This window comes from Nocardia sp. CC227C, assembly GCF_030767025.1.
GTDB lineage: Bacteria > Actinomycetota > Actinomycetes > Mycobacteriales > Mycobacteriaceae > Nocardia.
In genome coordinates this window covers 17,366-40,588 of sequence record NZ_JASITE010000001.1, presented here as the reverse complement: position 1 = coordinate 40,588, position 23,223 = coordinate 17,366, and the positions used below count along the sequence as shown (strand labels likewise).

Sequence of the window (23,223 nt, the reverse complement as noted above, 5' to 3'; positions counted from 1 at the left end):
CGTTTCCGTCTCGTCCGGACTGTGTCCTCGCCGACGGCGCGCTCACTCCCGGTCGAGGACGGCGTGCAGGAATTCGCGGGTGCGAGGGTGGTCGGGTTCGCTGAAGATCTTCTCCGGTGCGCCGTCCTCGATGATGCGACCGGAGTCGAGCACCATGACGCGGTCGGAACTGGAGCGGGCGAAACGCATTTCGTGGGTGACACAGAGGAAGGTGATATCGGTGTCGGCGGCGATGTCGGCGAGCAGGCCGAGTACGCCGGTGACCAGTTCCGGGTCGAGGGCGGAGGTGACCTCGTCCAGCAGCAACACCTCGGGGTCCATGGCCAGGGCGCGGGCGATGGCGACACGCTGCTGCTGACCGCCGGAGAGCTGGGTGGGGTGGGCCTTCACCTTGTCGGCCAGCCCGACCATGCCCAGCAGTTCCACGGCGCGCGCCTCGGCCTCCTCCTTCGAACGCCCCAGGCCGCGGATCTGCCCCTCGGTGATATTGCGCAGCACGTTCATATTGGGGAACAGGTTGAACTGCTGGAACACCATGCCGATGCGGCGGCGCGCGTGCCGCAGATACTTCTCGTCGGCGGGCACCAGTTTCCCGCGCCGCTCCATATGGCTGAGCGGCTCCCCGGCGACCTCGATGACCCCGGAGGTGACCCGCTCCAGGGTCATGAGCAGGCGCAGCACCGTCGTCTTGCCGGAGCCCGACGGCCCGATGAGGGTCACGAACTCCCCCGGCGCGACCGCGAAATCGAGTGCCTCCAGGCACCTCACCTCGCCGTAGCGCTTCACCACGTCGTTGAAGCGGATCATGGGCTCGGAGCCGCTCTTCGCGACGGCGACGGCGGATGCCGGGGATTCGGGTGCTACGGATTCGGGTGCTACGGATTCAGATGCTTCCGACACGGCGTTCCAGCTTTCGTACCAGGAGGGAGCAGGGATAGCTCAGCATGAGGAAGGTGAGGCCGACCGCGAACCATGCCTCCGGTCCGGCACCGCCGGTATCGGCGGCGTAGACGGTCTTCACCTGATAGACCATGTCGAGCACAACGATCGCGGACAGCAGCGGCACCTCTTTGAACATGGCGATGGTGTAGTTGCCGAGCGCGGGCAGTACACGCGGAATCGCCTGCGGCAGAACCACATCGGTCCACGTGCGCGTACGCGGCAGATTCAGCGCCGTGGCCGCCTCCCATTGGGCGCGCGGCACCGCGTCGATGCCGGCGCGGTACACCTCGGAGGTGTAGCAGGCGTAGTGCACACCCAGTGCGGCGACACCCACCAGCAGACGCTGGGTCTCGATCGGCAGATCGCCCAGCAGTGGCGGGCGCACCACCCAGTACAGCACGAAGATCTGCACCAACAGCGGTGTGCTGCGCACGAATTCGATGAACAACCAGAGCGCCTGGGTGATCACGGGGATACCCAGGCGGCCGATGACGGCGAAGATCAGCCCCAACGTGTAGGCCACCAGTGATCCCAGCAACGTGAACTGGATGGTCACCTTCAGGCCGTCGAGGATGTAGGGGAAGGCGTCGAAGAACCTGTCCCACTGCCACTTTTCCATCAGACCGCCACCGTCCGCACGCCACGCCAGGTCGCCTGGCGACCGACTCGCCGGGCCGCCAGCATCTCCACCACGCGCATGATCCCCGTGACCGCCATCGCGATCAGCAGATAGAACAACAGCTCGATGGCGTAGATCAGGCCGAGTTCCTGCGAGAACTCCGGCACCGCGCGCAATTCATCGGTCTTCTTGAAGATCTCGGGTGCGGCGATGAAGCTCAGCAGGGCCGTCCCCTTCACCAATTGGATGAACAGCGTATTGAACGAGGGCACCATCTCCACCACCGCCTGCGGCAACACCACCCGCCACATGCGTTGCCACGGAGACAGATTCAGTGCCACCGAGGCGTCGAGCTGCCCGCGCGGCACGGATTGGATGGCGCCGCGCACGATTTCGGCACCGTAGGCGCCGTGGTTGAGCCCGAGCACCATGATGCCGATGAGCAGCAGCCCTTCGGCGGTCGCACCGAGCGCCACCCCGAGGAAGATGGGCAGCGCCACCGCGAAGAAGAACAGCTGCACGACCTCGGAGCTGCCGCGGAACCCCTCGACGTAGACGCGGGTGACGAAGCGCACCGAGCGCCGCGGCGAGAGCAGGGCGATACCCGCCGTGAAGGACAACACGATGGTGAGCGCGATGCCGCCGACCGTCGCCCACAGTGTGAACGGCAGGCCGGCGAGCATCCGCTCCAGGTAGATCGGAATATTGTCGGACACGGATCTATCAGGCCGTGCAGTACGACTCGGTGGTCATGGCGGGATCGGGCTCATTGGCGGCGGTCAGGCCGTACGGCTCCACCAGGCGCAGCCATTCACCGCTCTCGTGCAGGGCACGCAGTTCGCGGTTGAAGTCCTCGCGGAACTCGTCGTCGTCCGTTCGGAAGTTGAAGGTGCCGACGTCCGGGCGGTCGCTGAAGTTGAAGGAGGGGGTGACCTCCAGGCCCGCGCCGGGGTTGTTCTTCACCAGCCAGGAGGCGGTGACATCGAGGATGGCGGCGCCGTAGACGTCATCGTTGTCGACGGCGCGCAGGATGTCGTCCTGCTTCGCCATCGGCTCGATCAGGTTGCCAGGCACACCGGCCTGTTCGGCGTAGCCGTTCTCCACCGCTCCGCCGAGGGTGGCGATCCGGACGTTCTCCCGGGTGATGTCCTCGAACCGGGTGATATTGCGGGGGTTGCCCTCCGGCACCATGAAGGCCGAGCCGACCTGGTAGTCCGGGATGGCGAAATCGGAGTTCTCGCAGCGTTCCGGGTTGATGAACATACCGGCGGCGACGAAGGCGTAGTTCTGGGCGCGCAGGCCGTCGATGAGGCCGCCGAAGTCGGTGACGACGCCCTCGACCTCGTCGATGCCGAGCTTCTTCAGCACGGCGCGGGCGACGGTCGGCGCGTAGCCGGTCAGCTCACCGTTCTCGTCGAGGTAGGCCCAGGGGGCCTCGTTGGCGAATCCGACCTTGATGCGGCCGGAGGACTTGGCATCGGCGTAGGTGGTGGCGGCCGCGTCGTCGCCGCCGACACCGCAGCCCGTGACGGCGAGCAGCGCCGCGGCGGTGAGAGCCAGGATCGGGCGCAGGCGGCCGCGCGGTCGCCCGCTCGTCGGCGATGTCCGCACCGTCCGGCGGGATGGAATGGCCCATTGTATGAATCGTGTCCGCATAGACAGTCGAGCCTTGCGCATCGACTTTGCGAACAGACCGTCGATTGATTTGCGGCTGTGTGACGGACGACACCTGTCGGTCGCCACCGCCGGTTACGAGTAGAGGCGAATCTGGTCGGCGGACTCGTTCTGACTGCCGCACTGCTGGTACGGGTTGGGATCGCCCTGCCGTTCGCCGCAGACCCAGCGGATATTGTCGACGGTGACCGCGATATCGCCGTCGGGCCGGGTATCACGTTGCGCCGCATACTCGTTCACCACATCGAGGGCCATGGCGCAGAAGTCCGCCCCCTTGGTGGTGTAGAGCACGACCGACAGGCCCCAGGGACCGGTCCCGCACTGTACGGGCTCACCGGGCAGCGGGGCCGCGGGCCTGGTCGAGGTGGCGGAGGTTGTTGTCGAACTGGTGACGGACGACTCCGAGCCGGAATCGTCACCGCAACCCGCCACCGCCGCCGTGGCGACGACCATACCGATCAGGGCGGATGCTCCGATGACACCCCGCATGCGTACTCCTCTCTCGAACCGCTCGGTTCATCGAACCGCTTCGCATCCGGCGTTCAGCCCACGTCGCGGCGCAGCCAGGTGACCTCCGCGCCCTCACCGCCGAGCCGGAAGGGCTCGAGCGCGTCGTCCCAGGCGGTGCCGAGCGCGCGGTCGATATCGGCGGCGATCTCGGCGGCGGTGTGGCGGCCCGCGCCGCGGGCCTGTTCGACGATGGCGCGCAGGCGCATCTCGCCGACCACCACATCGCCGCTGGCGGACGTCGCGCCGTTCCAGAGGCCGAGGCCGGGCACGAAGCAGTAGCGTTCGCCGTCGACGCCCTCGCTGGGATTCTCGGTGACCTCGAAATAGAGTACCGGCCAGTCCCGCAATGCTCTGGCTAATCTGCTGGCGGTGCCAACCGGTCCGTACCAGTCGATGGTCGCCCGCAATTGCCCGTCGGCCGCGGGCTGCGCCGTCCAGCGCAGTTTGGCGGGAGCCTTGAGGGTGGAGGTGAGCGTCCATTCGATGTGCGGGCACAGCGCAGCCGGCGACGAGTGGATGTAGACGACACCCGACGTCGCGTCGGCGAACTGACTCGATGCGCGCACCACTAACACCTCCGGCTTCGACGGGGACGTCTTCCCCAACGACCCTCCGAGCCAGCGTTGCCCGAGTTTACTGGAGTGCCCGGTGTTACGGGTGTTACTTATTCGACGTGTCGCGAGTCCGCGCGTGTTCCGGCGCGGCAACCAGGCAGGTCCGCGAGACGCCTAACCGAACTCGGCGATGACGGCATCGCTGAGGGTCGGCCACGCCGCACGGGCCCAGTCACCGAAATTCTCGTCCGCCAGCGCGAGACACGCCATGCCGATGGCCGGGTCCACCCACAGGAACGTGCCCGACTGCCCGAAATGCCCATACGTACGAGGCGAATTCGCGCCGCCCGTCCAGTGCGGGGACTTGTGGTCGCGGATTTCGAACCCCAGCCCCCAGTCATTGGGGCGCTGCGAGCCGTAGCCGGGAAGAATCCCATTGCGATCCGGGAATTGCACTGTGCTGGCTTCGCCGAGCAATTCCGCACTCACCAAACTCGGGTTCAGCAATTCTTCAGCGAAACGCAGCAAATCTGCTACCGAGGAACGTGCGGCGTGTCCGGCCGCACCGGCCAGCACCGACGAGCGCATGCCCAGCGGTTCGAAGACCGCCTCGTGCAGGTAGCGGTCGAACGGAATCCCGGACTGCTCGGCCACGAAATCGGCCAGCACCTCGAAACCCGCGCTCGAATAGATCCGCCGCACCCCCGGCTGCGCCACCACCTGCGTGGTGTCGAACGCGTAGCCCGAGGTGTGCGCGAGCAGATGCCGCACCGTCGACCCTTCCGGCCCGGCGGGCTGCTCGAGTTCGACCGCCCCCTCCTCCACGGCCACCAGAACCGCGTACGCCACCAGCGGTTTGGTCACCGACGCGAGCGCGAACACCCGATCCGCATCCCCTTCCCGGTCCACCACCCCCTTGCCGTTCACGACCACCCCCGCGGCCGCATGCCGGACCGGCCACTGTCGAATCTGCTCCAGCGCTCGCACCCCTCGAGCCTACGAGTTCCGCACCGCCACGTCGTCGGCCACCCGGTCCAGCCGGGAGCGGCGGCGGCCGTAGCCGAAGTAGACGAGCAGGCCGAAGGCGGTCCACAGGGTGAAAGCCAGCCAGGTGACGCCGGGCAGGCGCAGCAGCAGCCAGGCGCACATGCCGACGCCCAGGACCGGGACCAGGGGCACCAGGGTGCGGAAGGTGCGGGGCAGGTCGGGCTTGGTGCGGCGCAGCACCAGCACACCGATATTGACCAGGGCGAAGGAGACCAGGGTGCCGATATTGGTGGCGTTCACCAGTTCTCCGAGCGGAATGAGCGCGGCCAGCACCGACACCACGCCGCCGACGATGAGGATATTGAGGGCAGGCACCCGCTTGCCGCCGACCCGCGACAGCACCCGGGGCATGAGCCCGTCACGGGACATCGAGACCAGGATGCGGGTCTGCCCGTAGAGCACGGTCAGGACCACGGAGGCGATGGCGATCACCGCACCGGCCGCCAGCACGGTCGCGGGCCAGCCCGCACCGGTCACCCGCTCCAGCACGGTGGCCAGCGAGGCCCCCGAACCGCTCACCTCGTCCACCCCGACCGCGCCGACCGCGGTCAGCGCCACCAGCACGTACACCACGGTGACGATGCCGAGCGAGATCACGATGGCGCGCGGCAGATCCCGCTGCGGATTCTTGGCCTCCTCACCCGCGGTGGAGGCGGCGTCGAAGCCGATGAAGGAGAAGAACACCATGGACGCCGCCGACGTGATGCCCGCGATCCCGGCCGGTGCGAAGGGCGCGAGATTGCCGGAGTCGAACGCCGTGACCGCCACGACCACGAAGAAGACCAGCACGGCGATCTTGAGCACCGTGGTGAAGGTGGTGACGCGGGCGCTCTCCCGGATGCCGTCGAGCAGCACGGCGGTGGCGAGCAGCACCACGACCGCGGCGGGCAGATTCACGATGCCGCCCTCGCTGGGCGCGGCGGCCAGGGCGTCCGGAATGCGCCAGCCGATGGTGCCCGCGAGGAATTCGTTCAGATACGCGCCCCAGCCGACCGCGACGGCCGCCACCGAGACGCCGTACTCCAGCAGCAGGCACCAGCCGCACACCCAGGCGATGATCTCGCCGAGGGTGGCGTAGGTGTAGGAGTAGGCCGAGCCCGAGACCGGCACCGCACCGGCCAGTTCCGCGTACGACAGCGCCGAGAACAGCGCCGCCAGCGCGGCCAGCGCGAAGGACACCACCACGGCGGGACCCGCCAGCGGCGCGGCCTCCCCCAGCACCACGAAGATACCGGTGCCCAGCGTCGCGCCGACCGAGAGCGCGATGAGCGAGACCAGTCCGAGACTGCGTCGCAGCTGGGTGTTCTCGCCGTCCGCGGCCAGCTGTTCGACGGGCTTGGTGCGCAGCAACGATGCGGTGAATCGACTGGGTCCGGGCACGTGCGGCCACGCTACCCGGTGGTGACCGGCCGGTTACCATCGGTTGCACCATGAGTGAGCTTCCCCAGATCCACGGCGAGGTGGACACCGGCTTCGGCCCCGTCGCCGACGCGTTTCGGCGCAACTTCACCCGGCACGGCGAGATCGGGGCGGCGGTGGCGGTGTACGCCGGTGACCGACCGGTGGTGGATCTGTGGGCCGGGTATCGAGATCGCGATCGCTCGCTGCCATGGGAGCGCGACACCATGGCCCCGGTGTTCTCCTCCACCAAGGGCATGGCGGCCTTCGTCATCGCCGCGGCGGTCTCGCGGGGCCGGCTCGACTACGAGACACCGGTGGCCGAGTACTGGCCGGAGTTCGCGGCGCACGGCAAGGAGTCCATCACCGTCCGGCAGCTGATCGACCACCAGGCCGGGCTGGCGGCGCTGGACCGCACGGTGCGGCTGCGGGAGCTGGACGACCTCGATCGGCTGGCGGGAATCCTCGCGGAGCAGAAACCGTTGTGGCGGCCCGGAACCCGGCACGGCTACCACCCGATCACGGCCGGGCTCTATCAGACGGAGCTGATCCGCCGGGTGGATCCGCGGGGGCGAACCCTGGGCCGGGTCTTCGCCGAGGACTTCGCCGCGCCGTTGGGTGTGGACTTCCACATCGGCCTGCCCGAGCAGGTGCCGATGGACGGCATCGCGACGCTGTCGGGTACCCGGGGGCTGGATGTGCTGCGTTACGAACGCGATCTGCCGGTGCGGATCGGCATGCAGCTGGCGGCGCGGCGCGGCCTGTCGTATCGGGCGCTGAGCAGCCCCCGCACCGGCGCTCCGGAGCGCGCGGCCCGGCGGGAGTTCCTGTCCAAGGAGCTGCCCGGCTCCAGCGGCGTCGGCACCGCCCGCGCGCTGGCCCGCGTCTACGGCGCGGCGGCCGCCCGCACCGGAGAACTCCCGATCGACCCCGACCTCATCGACCGGCTCGGGGCCGCCGACACCGCCGACGACGTTCCGGCCGACGACCTGATCCTGTTCACCCGCAGCCGCTACCACCTCGGCTTCCGGAAGTCTTGCGGTGCTTTCCGTTTCGGCACCGACAAGCGCGCCTACGGCACCACCGGCCTCGGTGGTTCCTTCGGATTCGCCGATCCGGCGACGGGTCTCGGCTTCGGCTACGCCATGAACCGGCTCGGCCTGGCGGTGCTCGACGACGCGCGGGCCCGCAATCTGCGCACGGCGCTGCGGGCCTGCGTCAGCTGAGCCCGGCTCAGGCGCGCACGTCGTGGACGTGATGGATCAGGTCGTGCAGGAAGTAGCGGCCCAAGGTGTCGACGGTGAACTGGGAGCCGTTGCTGCGCCGGGCCACGCGCGCACGCTGGTCGGCGGGCACGGATTCGTAGGCGCGGGCCGCTGATTCGGCGGCCGCGCCGAGTTCGGCGGCGACGGCGGCGGGGCTCTGGGCCGCGTAGTCGTCCGCGACGGCGGTGATGTCCTGGTCCCAGTTGGCGAACATCGGAACGCCCGCGTCGACGGTGACGCTCGGGTCGTAGCCGGAGATGACCGGGCCGGGGAGGGCGGCCGCCGCCAGGGTGATGCCGAGGCGGTGGGTCATGATGCGGCACACGTCGCGCACGTGGGCGGCGTATTCCAGGGTGGACCAGGTCGACTCGTCCGGGCGGACCCGGACGCCGGGACGCTCGAGCGCCGCGGCGAAGCGGTCGGCGCTCTCGCGCACCAGGCCCGGGACGGCCTCGTAGGGGGTGGCGGCGGGGTCGAATCCGCAGTCGGCGCAGGCGCGTTCGAGGACCCAGGTCCAGTCCTTGGTATCGGGAACGATCGGCATGCCGAAAACCTATCCTGGCACTAGTTTTCCGGCCACCAATTTACTGCCACCCCTCGGCAAGATTCCGACAGCGCGGCTCACTCCATCAGCTGATGCGCCTTCTCGAACAGCTCCAGGGTGATGGCGTGCAGGAAATCGCCGACCTGCGCGGGGGCCTTCCCGGCGCAGGCGCGGGCGTGGGTGCCCTCCAGCACGATGCCGAGCTTGAAGCAGGCCAGCACCGTGTACCAGGTGACATCGCTCAGGTCGCGGTCGGAGAACCGGCCGTAGTGGGCGATCATCTCCTCCGGCGTGGGCAGGCCGCCGACCGCGCCGAGGCTGCCGACCAGGGCCGCGCCCGTGGTGCCGGGCTCGGGCCGGGTGGCGATCTGCCAGCCCAGGTCCAGCAGCGGATCGCCGATGGTGGACATCTCCCAGTCGACCATCGCCACCACCTCGGGACCGTCGAAGGAGAACATCATATTGGCGAGGTGGCAATCGCCGTGCAGGATGCCGGGCCGCCACCGGGCGGGGCGGTTGCGGTCCAACCACTCCCCGACGCGCTCCACGCCAGGGATCTCCGGACCCGGATAGCCCGCGTTGGCGCTGTAGGAGTCGAGTTCGGACAGCCAGCGCGGCACCTGGCGTTCCAGGAAGCCCTCCGGCTTGCCGTAGTCGCCCAGCCCGAGCGCCTCGTGATCGAGGGAGCCGAGGCGGGCGATGGCCTCCACCGCCGACAGCCCCATCCGCCGCCGCACCTCGGGATCGCCCGCGTGCAACTCGGGCAGTTCGTTCTGCGGATTGAAGCCGACGACCGGCTCCATGAGGTAGAAGGACGCGCCGAGCACCGATTCGTCGGGGCAGGCGGCGATCACCCGGGGCGCGCGGATGCCGGTGCCGTCGAGTGCGCCGAGAATGCGCGATTCGCGATTGATGACGGAATTGCTGGCCGCTCGCAGATGCTGGGGTCCGCGCCGCAGCACATAGTCACGACCGCCGCGGCGGAAGCGCAGCATGATGTTCTGGGTGCCGCCGCCGAGCGGGCGCACATCCTCGAATTCCCCGGCGGGCAAGCCCTGCTCGTCCATCCACTTCCCGATGATCGCGAAGTCGACGACATCTCGATCCACTGCGACCGGCTGCACTTCAGACATGCCCCACATTGTGCCGCAGCCGTCCAGCACAACTGAAGGCATATGCCAGCAGTAGTGGCGGCTGCCATGTTCACGCAGGTCGGAGTGCGGTGTCCGGCACCGGGCGGCGTAGTCTGCCAGGCAAATGCGCACGCTCCTGATCGACAACTACGACTCGTTCACCTACAACCTGTATCAGCTGATCAGCGAGGTGAACGGGATCGAACCCGTGGTCGTGCGCAATGACGAGGTCGACGATCCGAGCGCCTTGGAGCTGGCATCCTTCGACAACATCGTCATCTCCCCCGGACCGGGCCGACCGGACGTGCCCCGCGATTTCGGCGTCTCCGCGGCGCTCATCGCCCGCGGCGAGCTGCCGCTGCTGGGCGTTTGCCTGGGCCATCAGGGCATCGTGCTCGCGGCGGGCGGCGTGGTGGCCGCGGCCCCCGAGCCGAGACACGGCTACCCCGATCGCGTCACCCACGACGGGCGGGATCTGTTCGCGGGCATACCGCAGGACTTCACCGCCGTGCGGTACCACTCGCTGAGCGCGGCCCGGCCGCTGCCGGAGGCGCTCGAAGTCACGGCGACCACACCGGACGGGGTGGTCATGGGGGTGCGGCATCGGAGCCGTCCGCAGTGGGGGGTGCAGTTCCATCCGGAATCCGTCGCGAGCGAGCACGGACGGGCGCTGCTGCGGAACTTCGCGCGGCTGACGGCGGCGGCCGGTGCCCGCACCACCGGCCGGGGCGGGGTCGCGAGCCCCGCCGCGGCGGAACGCCGCGACGTCGTGGCCCCGGAAAGCCGTGCCGCGCAGCGACTGCCGAAGGTGCGTGCGGATACGGCGACCGTCGAGTACCGGGTCGAGCACGCGACCATCGAGCGGGCACTGGACGCCGAGGCGGTATTCCTGCGGCTGTACCGGAATTCGGGGACGGCGTTCTGGCTCGACAGCGAGCATGTGGAGCCCGGGTTGGACCGATTCTCCTTCCTCGGGGACGCCTCGGGCCCACTGGCCGAGGTGGTGCGGTACCGGGTCGGCGCGGGCAGCGTGGAGGTGGAGTCGGCGGGCGGCCGACGCCGGGTCGCGGGCGGGGTGCTGGACTACCTGTCCCGCGAGCTACGCCGTCGCCGCATCGAATTCCCTTCGGTTCCTTTCGATTTCGTCGGCGGCTACGTGGGCTACCTCGGCTACGAGATGAAGGCGGACTGCGGTGCGGCGGCGGCGCACCGCGCCCCCGCCCCGGACGCGCAGTGGGTGTTCGCCGACCGGCTGATCGTCGTCGACCACGAGGCGGACCGCACTCATCTGCTGGCGCTGGCCGAGCCGGGCGCGGAATCGGTTCGGGCCGCGCGGGATTGGCTCACCGCCACGCGCGCCGTCGTGGCCGCGCTGCCCTCCTGGGAGAACCCGCCCGTCCTGGAACTGGTCGCGGAGGAGCGGACGGTCGCGCCGCTGCTGACCCGGGGGCGGGCGCGGTATCTCGCCGATGTCGCGGCCTGCCGGGAGCAGTTGCGCGCGGGCGAGTCGTACGAGATCTGCATTACCGACAGCGCCTATCTCCCCGCCGATTCCGACGGTCTCGACGTCTACCGCACCCTGCGCCGCAGCAATCCCGCCCCGTACGCGGCCTTCCTGCGCTTCCCGGGGCTGGAGGTGGCCTGCTCCTCCCCCGAGCGCTTCCTCAAGATCGACCGCACGCGCACGGTGGAGTCCAAGCCCATCAAGGGCACCGCGCCGCGTGGACTCACCGCCGCCGAGGACGAGCAGTTGGCGGCGGAACTGGCCAGCAGCCCGAAGACCCGCGCGGAGAACCTCATGATCGTGGATCTGCTGCGCAACGATCTGGGCCGGGTGTGCGAGATCGGCACCGTGCACGTGCCCAAGCTGATGGCGGTCGAGACATATACCACCCTGCACCAACTGGTTTCGACCGTTCGCGGCACCCTGCGCGCCGACCACGACGTGATCGACTGCGTCCGCGCCTGCTTTCCCGGCGGTTCCATGACGGGGGCCCCGAAACTGCGCACCATGGAGATCATCGACGGTCTGGAGACCGAGGCCCGCGGCGTCTACTCCGGCACCATCGGGTTCCTCGGTCTCGGCGGCACCGCCGATCTGAATATCGTCATCCGCACCGCGGTGCGCCGGCACGGCCGCTGGCGCGTGGGCGCGGGCGGAGCCGTCGTCCTCGACTCCGATCCCGAGGACGAGTACCACGAGATGGTCTGGAAGGCCGCCGCCGCGCTGCGCGCCCTGCCGGGTATCGGCGTCGCGCCGCGCGCACCCCTGCCCTCCGCCTGACGGCTGTTCGGCTGTTCGCGGACCGCTCGGTTCTATTCGGCCGTGTGGCGTGTCGGAGCCACATGGCATAGTTCGATCACGATGAAACTGATCAGGGGTGGCCATGCGCCGGTGCCGACATCGCTTCTGACCGTTGTCCTTTCGTGGCACTCGGAACACGAGGTGGACGCGCACGCCCTGCTGCTCACCGATGGCGGCCGGGTGCGCTCCGACCGGGACTTCGTCTTCTTCAACGCGCCCCGTCACATATCCCAGGCGGTCACCCTGGACCAGGCGCCCGCCCCCGGCACCGCACGCCTGTCGGTCTCCCTCCCCCGCACCGAGTCCGATATCACCCGCATCGTCCTCACCGGCTCCGTGGACGCCGACTCCTTCACCGAGATCCACGGTCTGGTGCTCACCGTCTTCGACCACAGCCGCCCGGTGGCCTGGTTCGAGATCGACGACGCGGAATCGGTGCGGGCCATGATGTTCGGCGAGTTCTACCGCCGCGACGGGCAGTGGCGCTTCCGCGCCATCGCCCAGGGGTGGGCGAGCGGGCTGGCGGGCATCGTCACCGAGTTCGGCGTCGAGGTCGACGACGACGGGGAGACGCCGGAGCACGCGGATGCCGCCGCGGCGCGACACGAGATGGCGGGGCCGCGGGCGGGCGGGGCCGCGCCGTGGGAGCGACGGATGCGGCCCGGGCTGTCATTGGAGCGGGAAACCCGGGAGGCCCCGCCGCTGCTGCTGCCGCCACCGCATCCGGAGCGCGCGGACTGGCACGCGGACCCCGAGGACCCCGCACGGCTGCGCTGGTGGGACGGGACCCGGTGGACCAGTTCGGTGCGGCCGGTGCCGCCCGCCGACGCGCGGCACTGTCCGCGGTGCGGGCGGCCGCGACGGTGGCGGTTGTTCGGGCGGCCCGCACCGTGCCGGGAGTGCGCGGACCTGATCGACGAGTACCTCGACGAGTGGGTGCAGCGGGCCGCGCGGGTGCTGCGCACGACGGGCACGCACGGCGCGGAGTGGGAGGGGCTGTGGACGGCGCTGCGGTATCAGCGCATCGACCAGGCGCTGGGGCTAGAGCGGTTGCGGCCGGTCGGGCACGACCATGTGGAACGCCTGGTGGCGTTCGCGTTCGCCGACGGGGTGATCGAGCAGGCCGAGCGCGACGCCTTCGACGCGGCGGTCGGCGAACTGGCCCTGATCGGGCCGCTCATCGAGGATCTGCGGCGGCGCATGCAGCGCGGGCATACGCTGTCCCGGCTGCGGGCCGGGGATCTGCCGGTGGTGCGGGCGGTGGGCCTGCATCTCGATCCGGAGGAGAAGGTGCACCTGGATGTGCCCGCCATCCACATCCGCCAGCTGTCGCGCGGACCGAAGCACACCGAGGGCAGGCTGATCTGCAGCAACAAGAAGTTGCGCTTCGTCGGCAGCGACACCGGTATAGAAATGCCCTGGGCGCGCGTGGTGTCGGTGATCTCGGAGAACGGTCGGGTGGTGCTGGCCGCGACCTCGGCGCGCGGCGGCGCGACCTTCGACGTCGCCGATCCGGATTACACGGCCGCCAGTCTGGAGGGCGCGCTGCGGGTGGCCAAGCGCCTCGCCCTCACCCCGGGGCAGCGGGATACCCGCAGCATCCCCCAGGAGGTCAAGGCGGAGGTGTGGCAGCGCGACGGCGGCAAGTGCGTGGAGTGCGGCGACAGCCACTATCTGGAGTTCGACCACATCATTCCGCTCAGCCGGGGCGGGGCGACCAGTGCGGCGAATCTGCAGATCCTGTGCCGCGCCTGCAACCGCTCCAAGGGCGCGCGTATCTAGTTGTGCCGGGCGGTCCCGGCAACCGCCCGTAACCGACCGGTTGGATCGTTGGATTACCGCGCCCCATTGCGCTGGCCTCGACGTCGTCGGCGAGGCGGTGGTCCTCCGATTCCGGTGGCCACGTCGGCGGTATGCCGAGGAAGCCTGTTCTGTTGTACGTCCACCCTCATCCAGGCCCGGACGAGGTCACATCCGGGGGATTACCTAATCCAGCCCGGATATTCAGCCCCGGAGAATACGTAGTACCACCGGTTCGGCACAGAACCGTTCCCGGGCCTCCACCAGCGAGGGCAGGCCCGTGGCGGGCAATCCGCCGTCGTCCACCACCGTGCACGAGCTTCCGGTGACGCGGGTGCCGTCGGTGTCCAGGCGCACCCGGGCGGTGACGACGGGGGTCAGCTCGCCGTCCGCGAAACGCCAGAATCCGACCGACCAGGTCTGCTCGGCGTCGCGGGCGGTGGACGCCACCTGGCCGTCGTCGGTGGTGTCGATCGCGACGCCGGTGAGTTCACCGGCCCGCCGCAGCTCGGTGGCCGCCCCCGAGGCGTGATAGACGGCGTAGCGGGTGTTCGGCGTGGCGAGGTGCAGCGGAACGATCAGCTCCTCGCGGCCGTCACCGTCGATATCGCGCAGGCTCGGATCGGAGGGATGCCGGATATCGCGCTCGACGAGGGTCTGTGTGGGGGTGCCGTCGGGCGTGGCGACCTCGATGGTCGCATCGGTCCGCCCATCCACGGCGGTCCGCCGGACCGTGAAGGCGAGGCCGACCGGATCGCGGGCGCGCAGCCGGCAGTCCGGCGGGCCGGCCGGGACGCCGAGAGCGCCGCACGCGGGCGGCCCTTCGGACGCGGGCACCCGCGAGACCGTCTCCGACCGCCGCACCTCGACGGCCCCGGAGCGCGCCGAGACCGGCTGGGCCGTACCGGATTCGGCACAGCCCGCGAGCAGGGAGGCGACCAGGGCTACCAGGGCTACCAGGTACGGGACCGCGGAGTTCCTCCCCATACCGCGAGGATAGGCGGTGCGCCGTCGCACCGAGTGATATCGCCGCGACCCGCGTCGCGGGCGGCGAGAATCCGCCATCATGTGCACAACTGCGCACATATTGGCTTATAGTGGGCGGCGTGATGGAGGTTCTACGGCACCGGCCGTTCCGCCGCCTGTTCACCGCACAGGTGGTGGCGCTGATCGGCACCGGCCTGCTCACCGTGGCCCTGGGCCTGCTGGCCTACGACATCGCGGGCAGTCGCGCCGGGGCGGTGCTCGGCACCGCGCTGGCCATCAAGATGGTGGCGTATGTCCTTGTGGCCCCGGTGATCTCGGCCCTGGCCGAACAGGTGCCGCGCCGAGCACTGCTGGTCTCGGCGGATGCGGTGCGGGCCGGAGTCGCGCTGCTGCTGCCGTTCGTGACACAGGTGTGGCAGATCTACGCGCTGATCTTCGTCCTACAGGCCGCCTCGGCGACCTTCACCCCCGCCTTCCAGGCCGTGATTCCCGCGATCCTGAGCGAGGAGCGGCAGTACACCCGCGCGCTGTCGCTGTCGCGGCTGGCCTACGACCTGGAGTCACTGCTGAGTCCGGTGCTGGCCGCCGCGCTGCTGGCGGTGATGAGCTACAACCTGCTCTTCGTCGGCACCGCAGCGGGTTTCGCGATATCGGCCGCCCTGGTGGTGGGCACCGCGCTCCCCCGGCCCACTCCGGTGACGGCGGCCCGTCCCCTCTCGGATCGGATCACCGCGGGCGCACGGATCATGCTGGCTCGGCCCGTGCTGCGCGCGCTGCTGGCCATGAATCTCACGGTGGCCGCGGCGACGGCGCTGGTCGTGGTGAACACCGTCGTGTACGTGCGGGGGTCGCTGCACGGCACCGCGACCGCGGTGGCGATGAGCCTCGGCTGCTACGGCTTCGGTTCCATGGCCGTGGCGCTGACCACGCCGCGCCTGCTGGCCGTGCTCGGGGACCGGCGGCTCATGCTCACCGGAACCCGGCTGCTGGCGATCGGCCTGGCCGCCGCCATCGCGCTGGGCCCGCTACCGGCTTGGCCGCTCCTGGTCGGCGTCTGGATCACACTGGGCGCGGGGACCTCGATGATCAACACACCGTCCGCACGGCTGCTGCGCGCGGAGTCCACGCCCGACGATCGCACAGCCGTGTTCACCGCCCAGTTCTCGCTGTCGCACGCGGCGTTTCTGCTCACCTACCCGATCGCGGGGTGGACGGGCCCGCTGGTCGAGCTGGCATATCCGGACGGCGGGCTGTTCGTGACGGCGGTCGTGCTGGCGGCGATCGCTACACTTGCGGCTACGGCGACCGCCCGGTTGTGGCCGGTGTCCGCACCGGCGGGCGTGGAAGGGACGGTCTCGGCAGGAAGGTGAGCTGATGGCGCGCAAGGGTATTCCGGCCGCGGAATCCGCTGCCAGCCTCAGCCATCCGATCGCCCCGGACCAGGCCCGCCTGGATGCCGCGACCTCGACCTTCCGCATGCTCTCCGATCCCACCCGGCTGCACATCCTCTGGATTCTCGCCGAGTCCGAGGCCGATGTGACGGCGCTGACCGAGGCGGTCGGAGCCAATCGCACCGCGGTCAGCCAGCACCTGGCCAAACTGCGCTTCAGCGGAATGGTGGAAACCCGCCGCGAGGGGCGGCGGATCATCTACCGGCTGCGGGACGGGCATCTGGCGCGACTGGTGCGCGAGGGGCTCAACCACGCCGACCACGTGGTGACCGGCGAACCGCCGCACGAGTAGCCCACGCTCCTGATCAGTGGGACGAAGGGTCGCGGCGGCGCGCCGACCCGCTCGACCATATGCCTATTCGAAATACTCGAGACGAATGGGCGAGAGGGCGAGCATGCACTCCAACAGCGAGGCGGACGGCCGATACGACGTGGTGATCGTCGGGGCGGGGTTCGCGGGGCTCTACGGGGTCCACCAGGCGGTGCGGGCGGGTCTGACCGTGCTCGGCATCGAGGCGGGCGACGATGTGGGCGGCACCTGGTACTGGAACCGGTATCCGGGCGCACGCTGCGATGTGGAGAGCGTGGACTACTCGTACTCCTTCGATCCGGAATTGCAGCAGAGCTGGACGTGGACCGAACGCTTCGCGGCGCAGCCGGAGATCCACGCCTACCTGCGGCATGTGGCCGACCGCTACGAGTTGCGGCGGCACTACCGGTTCGGCGCCCGCGTCACCGCGGCGGAATTCGACGAGCCGACCGCCACCTGGACGGTGCGCACCGACGGCGGCGACTCCGTCACCGCCCGCTTCGTCATCTTCGCCACCGGCTGCCTGTCCGAACCCATCCGCCCGAACATCCCGGGGGCCGACAACTTCCGGGGCGTCGAGCTGTTCACCGCCCGCTGGCCGCGGGCGGGCGCGGATCTCACCGGCAAACGGGTCGCCGTGATCGGCACCGGCTCCTCCGGCATCCAGGTCTCGCCGCTGCTGGCGCGGGCGGCCGCCGCCCTCACCGTCTTCCAGCGCTCGCCGAACTACAGCGTGCCCATGCCCAACCGGCCGTGGACCGAGGAGGAACAGAGCGGTATCCGCGCGACCTACGCCGAGCGCCGCGCGAAGTCCTACTACGCCCCCGCCGCCACCCCGCACGCCGGCATCCAGACCAAGGCCCTGGAGCTGAGCGAATCCGAACGCCTGGCGGCCATGGAACAGCGCTGGAACGAGGGCGGCGTGCTGTTCAACAAGGTCTTCCCGGACCAGAACAGCGATCTGGCCGCCAATGACATCGTGCGCGAGTTCGCCGAGGCCAAGATTCGGGCCAAGGTCGCCGACGCGGCTGTCGCGGCCGATCTCATTCCCACCGACCACCCCATCGGCACCAAGCGCATCTGCACCGACGTCGGCTACTACGAGATGTTCAACGAGCCGCACGTCGACCTGGTGAACCTGCGCCGCGAGCCCATCGAGGAGATCACCGCCACCGGTATCCGCACCGGCGAACGGTTCCTGGAGTTCGACGCCATCGTCTACGCCACCGGGTTCGACGCCATGACCGGCGCGCTGCTGCGCGTGGATCCACGGGGCGCGAACGGGATTCGACTGCACGAAGCCTTCGCCGACGGCCCGGTCACCTATCTCGGCTTCGGAATTCCCGGCTTTCCCAACATGTTCAGCGTCAACAGCGTCGGAACCCCCTCGGTGATGGCGAATATGGCGCTGCATTCCGAACAGCAGCTGGACTGGGTGCTCGCGCTCATCGACCACTGCCGCGCCACCGGCGTCACCCGGGTGGAGGCCCGCCCGGAGGCCGCGGCGGAATGGACCGACCACCTCACCGAGGTGGCGGAGGGTACCCTGTTCGTGCGCGCCAACTCCTGGTACATCGGTGCCAATGTGGACGGTAAGAAGCGGGTGTTCATGCCCTACATCGGCGGCTTCGGCAACTACCGCCGCCGCTGTGACGCCGAGCGTGCGAACGGCTATCCGGGCTTCGCGCTGCGCCGCTAACGGTCAGCCGGACAACGCGGTCAGTCCGACACCGGGCAGCCGCAGCTGTCGCGTGCCGGTGACGCCGCTGAGAATTGCGCCAAGCCAATCGCAGCGACGCGGGCGAGCACCGGCGCGGCGGCACTACGCGGCGGCATTACCTCGGGGGTAATCGACCCGCGCACGCCTATCCGGCAGGCTCGATGCCATGACCACCACGATCGACACCGCCGGTACCGCCCTGTTCCACCAGTCCATGCCCTTCACCGAACGACTCGGCGTGCAGGTGCTCGACAGTCGCGCCGAGCAGGTGCGCAGCCGCCTGGCCTGGGACGAATCCCTGTGCACCCTGGGCGGTGCGCTGCACGGCGGCGTGCTGATGGCGCTGGCCGACTCGACCGGGGCGGTGTGCGCGTACCTGAACCTGCCCGAGGGCAAGGCCGGGACGACCACGGTCGAGTCCAAGACGAACTTCCTGCGTGCCGTCCGCTCCGGCCATGCCACCGCCACCGCGCGGCCGCTGCACACCGGCCGCGGTCTCATCGTGGTGGAGACGGAGATCCACGACGACGAAGGAAAACTCGTCGCGAAGGTCACCCAGACGCAAGCCGTGCTCTGAGCTAGCGGGCCAGCCCCGGAGGCGTCAGGTGCACCGACACGTCGTTCACGGTCACCTCCGGAGCCGTCAGCCGCGCCCGGACGTATCCGCCGGTCGCGTCGTCGGTGGTCCAGACGCTCACGCTCGGCCCGCACCAGGGCAGCGCGGTGCGCTCGATCGCCTCTTCCACATCGGCGACCGGCATGACCGGCAGCACCGGTCCGAGGGTCTGCTGCGTCATCACCGCCATGGCCGGATCGGTGTCGGCGAGGACCGTCGGCTCGAACCGGTTGCCCGCGCCCGTCCCGCCGATGCGCACCGACGCGCCCTTGGTCACCGCGTCCTCGACCTGTCCGGCCACGAAGCGGACGTGGGCCGCGGAGGTCATGACATAGGGGTCGGTGTCCTCGGGGTCCTCGGCCCCGAAGGCCGCCACCTCGGTGGCGAGTTTGTCGAGAAACGCCTCATAGACCGCGGCTTCGACGAAGACGCGCTCGATGCTGTGATACCCCTGCCCGCATTCGGCGAGACCGCCCAGGGCCACCGCGGCGGCGGCGCGATCGAGATCGGCGTCGGCGAGCACGATCGCCGTGGATTTGCCGCCCAGGCCGAGTCGGCACGGGATCAGCCGACTCGCGGCACGCAGCGCCACCACCTTGCCGGTATCGGCCGAGCCGGTGAAGTGCACGTGGTCGACGGTGTCGAGGACGGCGGGCCCGGCCTCCGGGCCGAGCGCGGTGGTGAACACCGCCGGCGCGCCGATGCGCGCCCACCCCGACACCACCTCGTTGGCGGTCAGCGGCGTCACGCTCGACGGTTTGACGATCACCGCGCAGCCCGACAGCAGCGCCGGTACGGCGTCGAAGAGGCTGAGCGCCAGCGGGTAGGTCCAGGGCGCGATCACGCCCACCACCGCGCAGCGGCGGTAGGAGATCGACAGGTGCACGCCCAGCGACGGCATGCTGTGCGCCCGAGGGCGTTGCACGCCAAGGAATTCCGCGCCGTGGCTGCGGTGGTAGTCGATGGCCTCGACGGCCAGGTCGAATTCCCGGCGCGCCGCCGATACCGACTTTCCGGTCTCGCTCGCCAGCAATTCGGTGATGGCGTCGTCACTGTCCAGCAGCCATTCGCGGAATTGGGTCAGCCAGTGCAGGCGGCCGATGACACCCATTGCGCGCCAGGGAATCTGGGCGTCCCGGAGGCGATTCACCGCGGCGCTCACCTGCTCGGGTGAATCCACCCAAACAGTTCCGACCGGTCGGCCGTCATCGGGGGAATGTACAGTGATCGACGATTCCCGGACGGTTTTCGTATGCGGCATTCCAGCTCACTTCAGACGAATCGGGAATGGAAGTACCGCACCGCGATCGGGTGAGTCGGGGGCACACTGGGCGACTACCGGGGCGGATGACCCGCCGCTCGCGGTGCGGCATAAAGTCACCGTACGTTCGCCGGGTACGCCCGAACAGCGCACAATGGGCCAGGAACCGGCGAATATCGGCCGTACCGGCGACCGAATCGTCACCGAATCCGAACCACCGGCAGGGCGGATTCTGAGACGATTTCACCATGGACACGGACAGGGCGGACCAACCTACTCGATTGCGCTCCATCGTCGGTGCGGCCCTGTTGGCGGACTTCGCGAGCACCCGGGGGCTCGGACTGTCCGAGGTGCTGCGCGATACCGGCATCCGCGAGTGCGATCTGAGCGAACCCACCGCCGAGATCACCCTCGGCCAGGAGATCACGCTCATGCGCAATGTGGTGCGCGGCGTGGGGGATGAACCCGGCCAGGGTTTGCTGGCCGGCCTGCTGTGCCATCCGCCGAGTATGGGCGTACTGGGCTTCGCGCTCATGACCTGCCCGACCTTCGGCCACGCGGTCGACATCGCCACCCGCTACGCCGACCTGTCCTTCACCGCCGCCCGGCTGTCCACCCGCCGGATCGACGACGAGTTCTGGGTGCTGCGCGACGATCACGCGCTGCCGCCCGATATCCGCACCTTCGCGCTGGAGCGGGACCTGGCCGCCGTCGCGACGGTGCAGCAGGATCTGCTGTCCACCAAACTCCCCGTCGTGCGGGTGGAGGTAACCGTCGCACCGCACCCCATCTACGAGATGTTCGGGGCCATCTTCGGCGTGGACGACATGCGTTTCGAAGCCGACACCAGCTATCTGGTCATCCCGGCGAGCACACTGGATATGCCGCTCCCCCAAGCGAATACCGCCACCGCCCGCTACTACGAGCAGCAGTGCGCCGACCTCATGGAGCGCCGCCGCAGCCGCGTCGGCGTCAGCGGCCAGGTCCGCAAACTGCTCATCCGCCGCGGCGGCGTCGCCGACCAGACCCACATCGCCGCCGACCTCGATATCAGCGTCCGCACCCTGCGCCGCCGTCTCGCCGACGAGGGCACCACCTTCCGCGAACTGAGCAACGAAACGGTCGGCATGCTCGCCGAGGAACTGCTCGTCGCCGGTCTCACCGTCGAGCAGGTAGCCGACCGCCTCGGCTACTCCAGCGTCTCCGCCTTCGGCTCGGCATTCCGCTCCTGGAAAGGCCAGTCCCCCGGCCACTTCGCCCGCATCAACCGCGGCCGGGCCACGGTCCGCGTGGGAGCCTGAGAACCATGAGCAACCAGGAGACCGTGACCGTCCTCATCGAAATCCACGCGAACGCCGGCCAGGAGCAGCAGGCGCGCGATTCACTGCTGCACGCCATCCAGACCTCGGAGAAGCCTGGCCTCATCGGCTCCACGGAGTACGAGGATCTCAACGACCCGGGCACGTTCTACGCCATCCAAACATGGGAGAACGCGGAAGCCTTTCACGCCCACATGAAGGACGCCGCCGAGAACGGGATGGATGAGGCGATCAGCGTGCTGCGTGAGCCCCCCAGGACCGCGCTGCTGCGCACTATCGGCTGAATCCGGCCGGAACGTCGTGGTGACCACCGATACCGTGATCCTGGGTAACCAGCGCCTTCGAGCCTGTGGTACAGAGCCCGTCGGCCCACGCAGCGGGCGAACCGTTCCAGGAATCTCCCTCGGGCCACACCGAGCGAATACCCAAGGACTCCAGGAAGTCGACGAACGCGGACCCGATCGACTCACTGAACACTGCCAGCAAATCGACCGCTGCCGTCGGCCCGTGCAGGAAGTACCGGTATTGGAGCAGTTGACCGACGACGGCTCGCACTGCCTCGGTGGCATTGCCCTGATAGACGACCTTGACCTCGACAAGCCACTGTCTGCTGCCCTTTCGAAGCGTCAGATCTCGTGGATGGACATTGGTGGCAGCGATGAAACCCATCGCTCGGACGGCAAGTCCGTACTCGCGGACAAGCCGCTCGTGGGACCGGCCCCGGAGCTGGATATCGGCCTTCACCGCTGCGACATACGCGATGTCCGATTTCGGCTTGAACTGTGCCCATCGGCCCGCATCGGCGGAAGGTTCGGCCGTCGCCGAACTCTGATGGGCCACATCGGAAGGACCGATACTTCGCCGGATGCGATCGGCGAATGCACGCAGCTCGTCCGGCCGCTCGAGAAATGCAGCGACGACCTCTTGGTCGAGAGTCCCGTAATGGCTGTTCTGGCGTCCCGAATCCGGGTGACAGTGCGCCAGATTGGTCATCTTTCGGCGTACCGACGACGGGGTCCGAAAGTTCGCCCCACGAACCGACCGCGGATGAATCGGCAACCGCTGCAGCAGCTCCGACAGGGCCCGCACCGCGTCATGACCGACATCCAGTTCATGCCAATCATTGTCGGCAGTCAGTTCACACGCGAGAACCAGTTCACTCCAGGTCCAGTTGGGCGGACGTTGAGCCGTTTTCGGCGATGAGCCTCCCGCGCTCACGCGGTCGATCGGCAACGCCTCCAGCCCGACCGCTGCAAGGAGAGCCGTCTCGTCACCCTCGTCGAAGAATCGCGAGAGGAGGGCCCGCACGACACGCGATGCCACGGCCGCGTCGTCGCTCAGGGCTCGATACGCGTCAGCTGTCAGCCCACCGCTCGGATCGTGCCTGTTGAGCCAGCCCGAGACCGAACCGTGCGCCTTCGGAACCTCGACCGTCAGCCCGGCCAGTTCCCACAACTCGGTATGAGCGAGCGCTACGAACGGATATTCCGGGGTAATCGAACTCTCCGGGCGACCGAATTCCTGCATGAGATAGGCGATTTCATCACGCGCCTCAGACCAGCGCACCAAGCGGGGCAGACCCTGCCGCGCGCGTCCGATGGCCCACAGCAATGTCAGCCCCTGATGACGCACCGGACGGTCCCGCGGCCCCGCCACGCGAAGCCGTTCGACCGCCTCGACCAGGTTGTTCGCGCTATCGAGTCCCACATCGGACAACACTAGTTCGGACGGCCGACACAAAGCCGTCCGTTCGGACGGCAAGCGGCTC

At 69.1% G+C, this 23,223-nt stretch carries 22 protein-coding genes; 9 read left to right on the top strand and 13 right to left on the bottom strand.

Translation table 11 applies throughout. From position 1 onward, the window contains the following. Positions 1–42: 42 nt before the first annotated feature. The 8 genes from ehuA to QMO76_RS00170 all read right to left on the bottom strand — a co-directional run bounded on the left by ehuA (position 43) and on the right by QMO76_RS00170 (position 6,726). A complete protein-coding gene (gene ehuA, locus QMO76_RS00205) occupies positions 43–807 on the bottom strand; it encodes an ectoine/hydroxyectoine ABC transporter ATP-binding protein EhuA (protein WP_306359633.1) in 765 nt (254 codons plus the stop codon). Between the two features lie 76 nt (positions 808–883). Further along, positions 884–1,561 carry an ectoine/hydroxyectoine ABC transporter permease subunit EhuD gene (gene ehuD / locus QMO76_RS00200; RefSeq protein WP_306359070.1) on the bottom strand — a complete coding sequence of 226 codons (678 nt, stop codon included), beginning with the start codon at positions 1,559–1,561 and terminating at the stop codon, positions 884–886. Beyond that, positions 1,561–2,277, bottom strand: a complete 717-nt coding sequence (locus tag QMO76_RS00195) for an amino acid ABC transporter permease (RefSeq protein ID WP_306359069.1) — start codon at positions 2,275–2,277, stop codon at positions 1,561–1,563. The genes ehuD and QMO76_RS00195 overlap by 1 nt, the downstream gene beginning before the upstream one ends. 7 nt (positions 2,278–2,284) lie before the next feature. Then, on the bottom strand, positions 2,285–3,172 hold the full coding sequence (gene ehuB / locus QMO76_RS00190) for an ectoine/hydroxyectoine ABC transporter substrate-binding protein EhuB (protein ID WP_306359068.1): 888 nt from the start codon (positions 3,170–3,172) through the stop codon (positions 2,285–2,287). Between the two features lie 138 nt (positions 3,173–3,310). Further along, the gene (locus QMO76_RS00185) at positions 3,311–3,724 is read right to left on the bottom strand and encodes a hypothetical protein (protein WP_306359067.1); all 414 of its coding nucleotides are present in this window, start codon (positions 3,722–3,724) and stop codon (positions 3,311–3,313) included. A gap of 53 nt (positions 3,725–3,777) precedes the next feature. Further along, positions 3,778–4,311 (bottom strand): DUF3145 domain-containing protein, encoded by a 534-nt coding sequence (locus tag QMO76_RS00180; RefSeq protein WP_306359066.1) that lies wholly within the window; start codon positions 4,309–4,311, stop codon positions 3,778–3,780. 162 nt (positions 4,312–4,473) lie between these two features. After that, positions 4,474–5,286, bottom strand: coding sequence for a serine hydrolase (locus QMO76_RS00175; RefSeq protein WP_306359065.1), 813 nt, complete (start codon positions 5,284–5,286; stop codon positions 4,474–4,476). Positions 5,287–5,295: 9 nt separating this feature from the next. Continuing rightward, on the bottom strand, positions 5,296–6,726 hold the full coding sequence (locus tag QMO76_RS00170; RefSeq protein ID WP_372341861.1) for an amino acid permease: 1,431 nt from the start codon (positions 6,724–6,726) through the stop codon (positions 5,296–5,298). Positions 6,727–6,776: 50 nt separating this feature from the next. On the opposite strand from QMO76_RS00170, the gene QMO76_RS00165 reads away from it, so the two are divergent. Next, on the top strand, positions 6,777–7,970 hold the full coding sequence (locus QMO76_RS00165) for a serine hydrolase domain-containing protein (RefSeq protein ID WP_306359064.1): 1,194 nt from the start codon (positions 6,777–6,779) through the stop codon (positions 7,968–7,970). A 7-nt stretch (positions 7,971–7,977) separates the two neighbouring features. On the opposite strand, the gene QMO76_RS00160 is transcribed toward QMO76_RS00165, so the two are convergent. Both QMO76_RS00160 and QMO76_RS00155 read right to left on the bottom strand, forming a co-directional pair. Beyond that, positions 7,978–8,553 carry a DinB family protein gene (locus tag QMO76_RS00160; protein WP_306359063.1) on the bottom strand — a complete coding sequence of 192 codons (576 nt, stop codon included), beginning with the start codon at positions 8,551–8,553 and terminating at the stop codon, positions 7,978–7,980. A gap of 77 nt (positions 8,554–8,630) precedes the next feature. Further along, a complete protein-coding gene (locus tag QMO76_RS00155; RefSeq protein ID WP_306359631.1) occupies positions 8,631–9,695 on the bottom strand; it encodes a phosphotransferase family protein in 1,065 nt (354 codons plus the stop codon). Positions 9,696–9,810: 115 nt separating this feature from the next. On the opposite strand from QMO76_RS00155, the gene pabB reads away from it, so the two are divergent. After that, complete coding sequence (gene pabB / locus QMO76_RS00150) at positions 9,811–11,970, top strand: aminodeoxychorismate synthase (protein ID WP_306359062.1); 2,160 nt, start codon at positions 9,811–9,813, stop codon at positions 11,968–11,970. An 81-nt stretch (positions 11,971–12,051) separates the two neighbouring features. Beyond that, positions 12,052–13,773, top strand: coding sequence for a TerD family protein (locus tag QMO76_RS00145; RefSeq protein ID WP_306359061.1), 1,722 nt, complete (start codon positions 12,052–12,054; stop codon positions 13,771–13,773). A 222-nt stretch (positions 13,774–13,995) separates the two neighbouring features. Here the strand turns inward: QMO76_RS00145 and QMO76_RS00140 are convergent, their stop codons facing one another. Then, entirely contained in the window at positions 13,996–14,778 is a 783-nt protein-coding gene (locus QMO76_RS00140) for a hypothetical protein (RefSeq protein ID WP_306359060.1), read from the bottom strand. A 122-nt stretch (positions 14,779–14,900) separates the two neighbouring features. On the opposite strand from QMO76_RS00140, the gene QMO76_RS00135 reads away from it, so the two are divergent. The 4 genes from QMO76_RS00135 (at position 14,901) to QMO76_RS00120 (ending at position 18,836) form a co-directional block, all read left to right on the top strand. Continuing rightward, entirely contained in the window at positions 14,901–16,148 is a 1,248-nt protein-coding gene (locus tag QMO76_RS00135; RefSeq protein WP_306359630.1) for an MFS transporter, read from the top strand. A gap of 4 nt (positions 16,149–16,152) precedes the next feature. Next, the gene (locus tag QMO76_RS00130; protein ID WP_306359059.1) at positions 16,153–16,521 is read left to right on the top strand and encodes a metalloregulator ArsR/SmtB family transcription factor; all 369 of its coding nucleotides are present in this window, start codon (positions 16,153–16,155) and stop codon (positions 16,519–16,521) included. 85 nt (positions 16,522–16,606) lie between these two features. Then, positions 16,607–18,238 (top strand): NAD(P)/FAD-dependent oxidoreductase, encoded by a 1,632-nt coding sequence (locus tag QMO76_RS00125; RefSeq protein WP_306359058.1) that lies wholly within the window; start codon positions 16,607–16,609, stop codon positions 18,236–18,238. Between the two features lie 187 nt (positions 18,239–18,425). Then, positions 18,426–18,836, top strand: coding sequence for a PaaI family thioesterase (locus QMO76_RS00120; protein WP_306359057.1), 411 nt, complete (start codon positions 18,426–18,428; stop codon positions 18,834–18,836). Position 18,837: 1 nt separating this feature from the next. Here the strand turns inward: QMO76_RS00120 and QMO76_RS00115 are convergent, their stop codons facing one another. Beyond that, positions 18,838–20,136, bottom strand: a complete 1,299-nt coding sequence (locus QMO76_RS00115) for an aldehyde dehydrogenase family protein (RefSeq protein WP_306359056.1) — start codon at positions 20,134–20,136, stop codon at positions 18,838–18,840. Positions 20,137–20,384: 248 nt separating this feature from the next. Between QMO76_RS00115 and QMO76_RS00110 the strand changes: the two genes are divergently transcribed. Further along, a complete protein-coding gene (locus QMO76_RS00110) occupies positions 20,385–21,437 on the top strand; it encodes an AraC family transcriptional regulator (protein ID WP_306359055.1) in 1,053 nt (350 codons plus the stop codon). A gap of 5 nt (positions 21,438–21,442) precedes the next feature. Beyond that, positions 21,443–21,739: a putative quinol monooxygenase gene (locus QMO76_RS00105; RefSeq protein WP_306359054.1), complete on the top strand. Its 297-nt coding sequence runs from the start codon at positions 21,443–21,445 to the stop codon at positions 21,737–21,739. On the opposite strand, the gene QMO76_RS00100 is transcribed toward QMO76_RS00105, so the two are convergent. Further along, the gene (locus tag QMO76_RS00100; protein WP_306359053.1) at positions 21,729–23,162 is read right to left on the bottom strand and encodes a hypothetical protein; all 1,434 of its coding nucleotides are present in this window, start codon (positions 23,160–23,162) and stop codon (positions 21,729–21,731) included. The genes QMO76_RS00105 and QMO76_RS00100 overlap by 11 nt on opposite strands. Positions 23,163–23,223: the final 61 nt, after the last annotated feature.

What these genes read in the sequence shown, in the direction of transcription:
- QMO76_RS00110 (WP_306359055.1), top strand. Translation starts at nt 20,385, where the DNA reads ATGGACACGGACAGGGCGGACCAACCTACTCGATTGCGCTCCATCGTC.
- QMO76_RS00130 (WP_306359059.1), top strand. Translation starts at nt 16,153, where the DNA reads ATGGCGCGCAAGGGTATTCCGGCCGCGGAATCCGCTGCCAGCCTCAGC.
- QMO76_RS00135 (WP_306359630.1), top strand. Translation starts at nt 14,901, where the DNA reads ATGGAGGTTCTACGGCACCGGCCGTTCCGCCGCCTGTTCACCGCACAG.
- QMO76_RS00185 (WP_306359067.1), bottom strand. Translation starts at nt 3,724, where the DNA reads ATGCGGGGTGTCATCGGAGCATCCGCCCTGATCGGTATGGTCGTCGCC.
- QMO76_RS00105 (WP_306359054.1), top strand. Translation starts at nt 21,443, where the DNA reads ATGAGCAACCAGGAGACCGTGACCGTCCTCATCGAAATCCACGCGAAC.
- QMO76_RS00140 (WP_306359060.1), bottom strand. Translation starts at nt 14,778, where the DNA reads ATGGGGAGGAACTCCGCGGTCCCGTACCTGGTAGCCCTGGTAGCCCTG.
- QMO76_RS00155 (WP_306359631.1), bottom strand. Translation starts at nt 9,695, where the DNA reads ATGTGGGGCATGTCTGAAGTGCAGCCGGTCGCAGTGGATCGAGATGTC.
- QMO76_RS00120 (WP_306359057.1), top strand. Translation starts at nt 18,426, where the DNA reads ATGACCACCACGATCGACACCGCCGGTACCGCCCTGTTCCACCAGTCC.
- ehuA (WP_306359633.1), bottom strand. Translation starts at nt 807, where the DNA reads ATGATCCGCTTCAACGACGTGGTGAAGCGCTACGGCGAGGTGAGGTGC.
- pabB (WP_306359062.1), top strand. Translation starts at nt 9,811, where the DNA reads ATGCGCACGCTCCTGATCGACAACTACGACTCGTTCACCTACAACCTG.
- QMO76_RS00145 (WP_306359061.1), top strand. Translation starts at nt 12,052, where the DNA reads ATGAAACTGATCAGGGGTGGCCATGCGCCGGTGCCGACATCGCTTCTG.
- QMO76_RS00115 (WP_306359056.1), bottom strand. Translation starts at nt 20,136, where the DNA reads ATGCCGCATACGAAAACCGTCCGGGAATCGTCGATCACTGTACATTCC.
- QMO76_RS00160 (WP_306359063.1), bottom strand. Translation starts at nt 8,553, where the DNA reads ATGCCGATCGTTCCCGATACCAAGGACTGGACCTGGGTCCTCGAACGC.
- QMO76_RS00125 (WP_306359058.1), top strand. Translation starts at nt 16,607, where the DNA reads ATGGGCGAGAGGGCGAGCATGCACTCCAACAGCGAGGCGGACGGCCGA.
- QMO76_RS00165 (WP_306359064.1), top strand. Translation starts at nt 6,777, where the DNA reads ATGAGTGAGCTTCCCCAGATCCACGGCGAGGTGGACACCGGCTTCGGC.
- ehuD (WP_306359070.1), bottom strand. Translation starts at nt 1,561, where the DNA reads ATGGAAAAGTGGCAGTGGGACAGGTTCTTCGACGCCTTCCCCTACATC.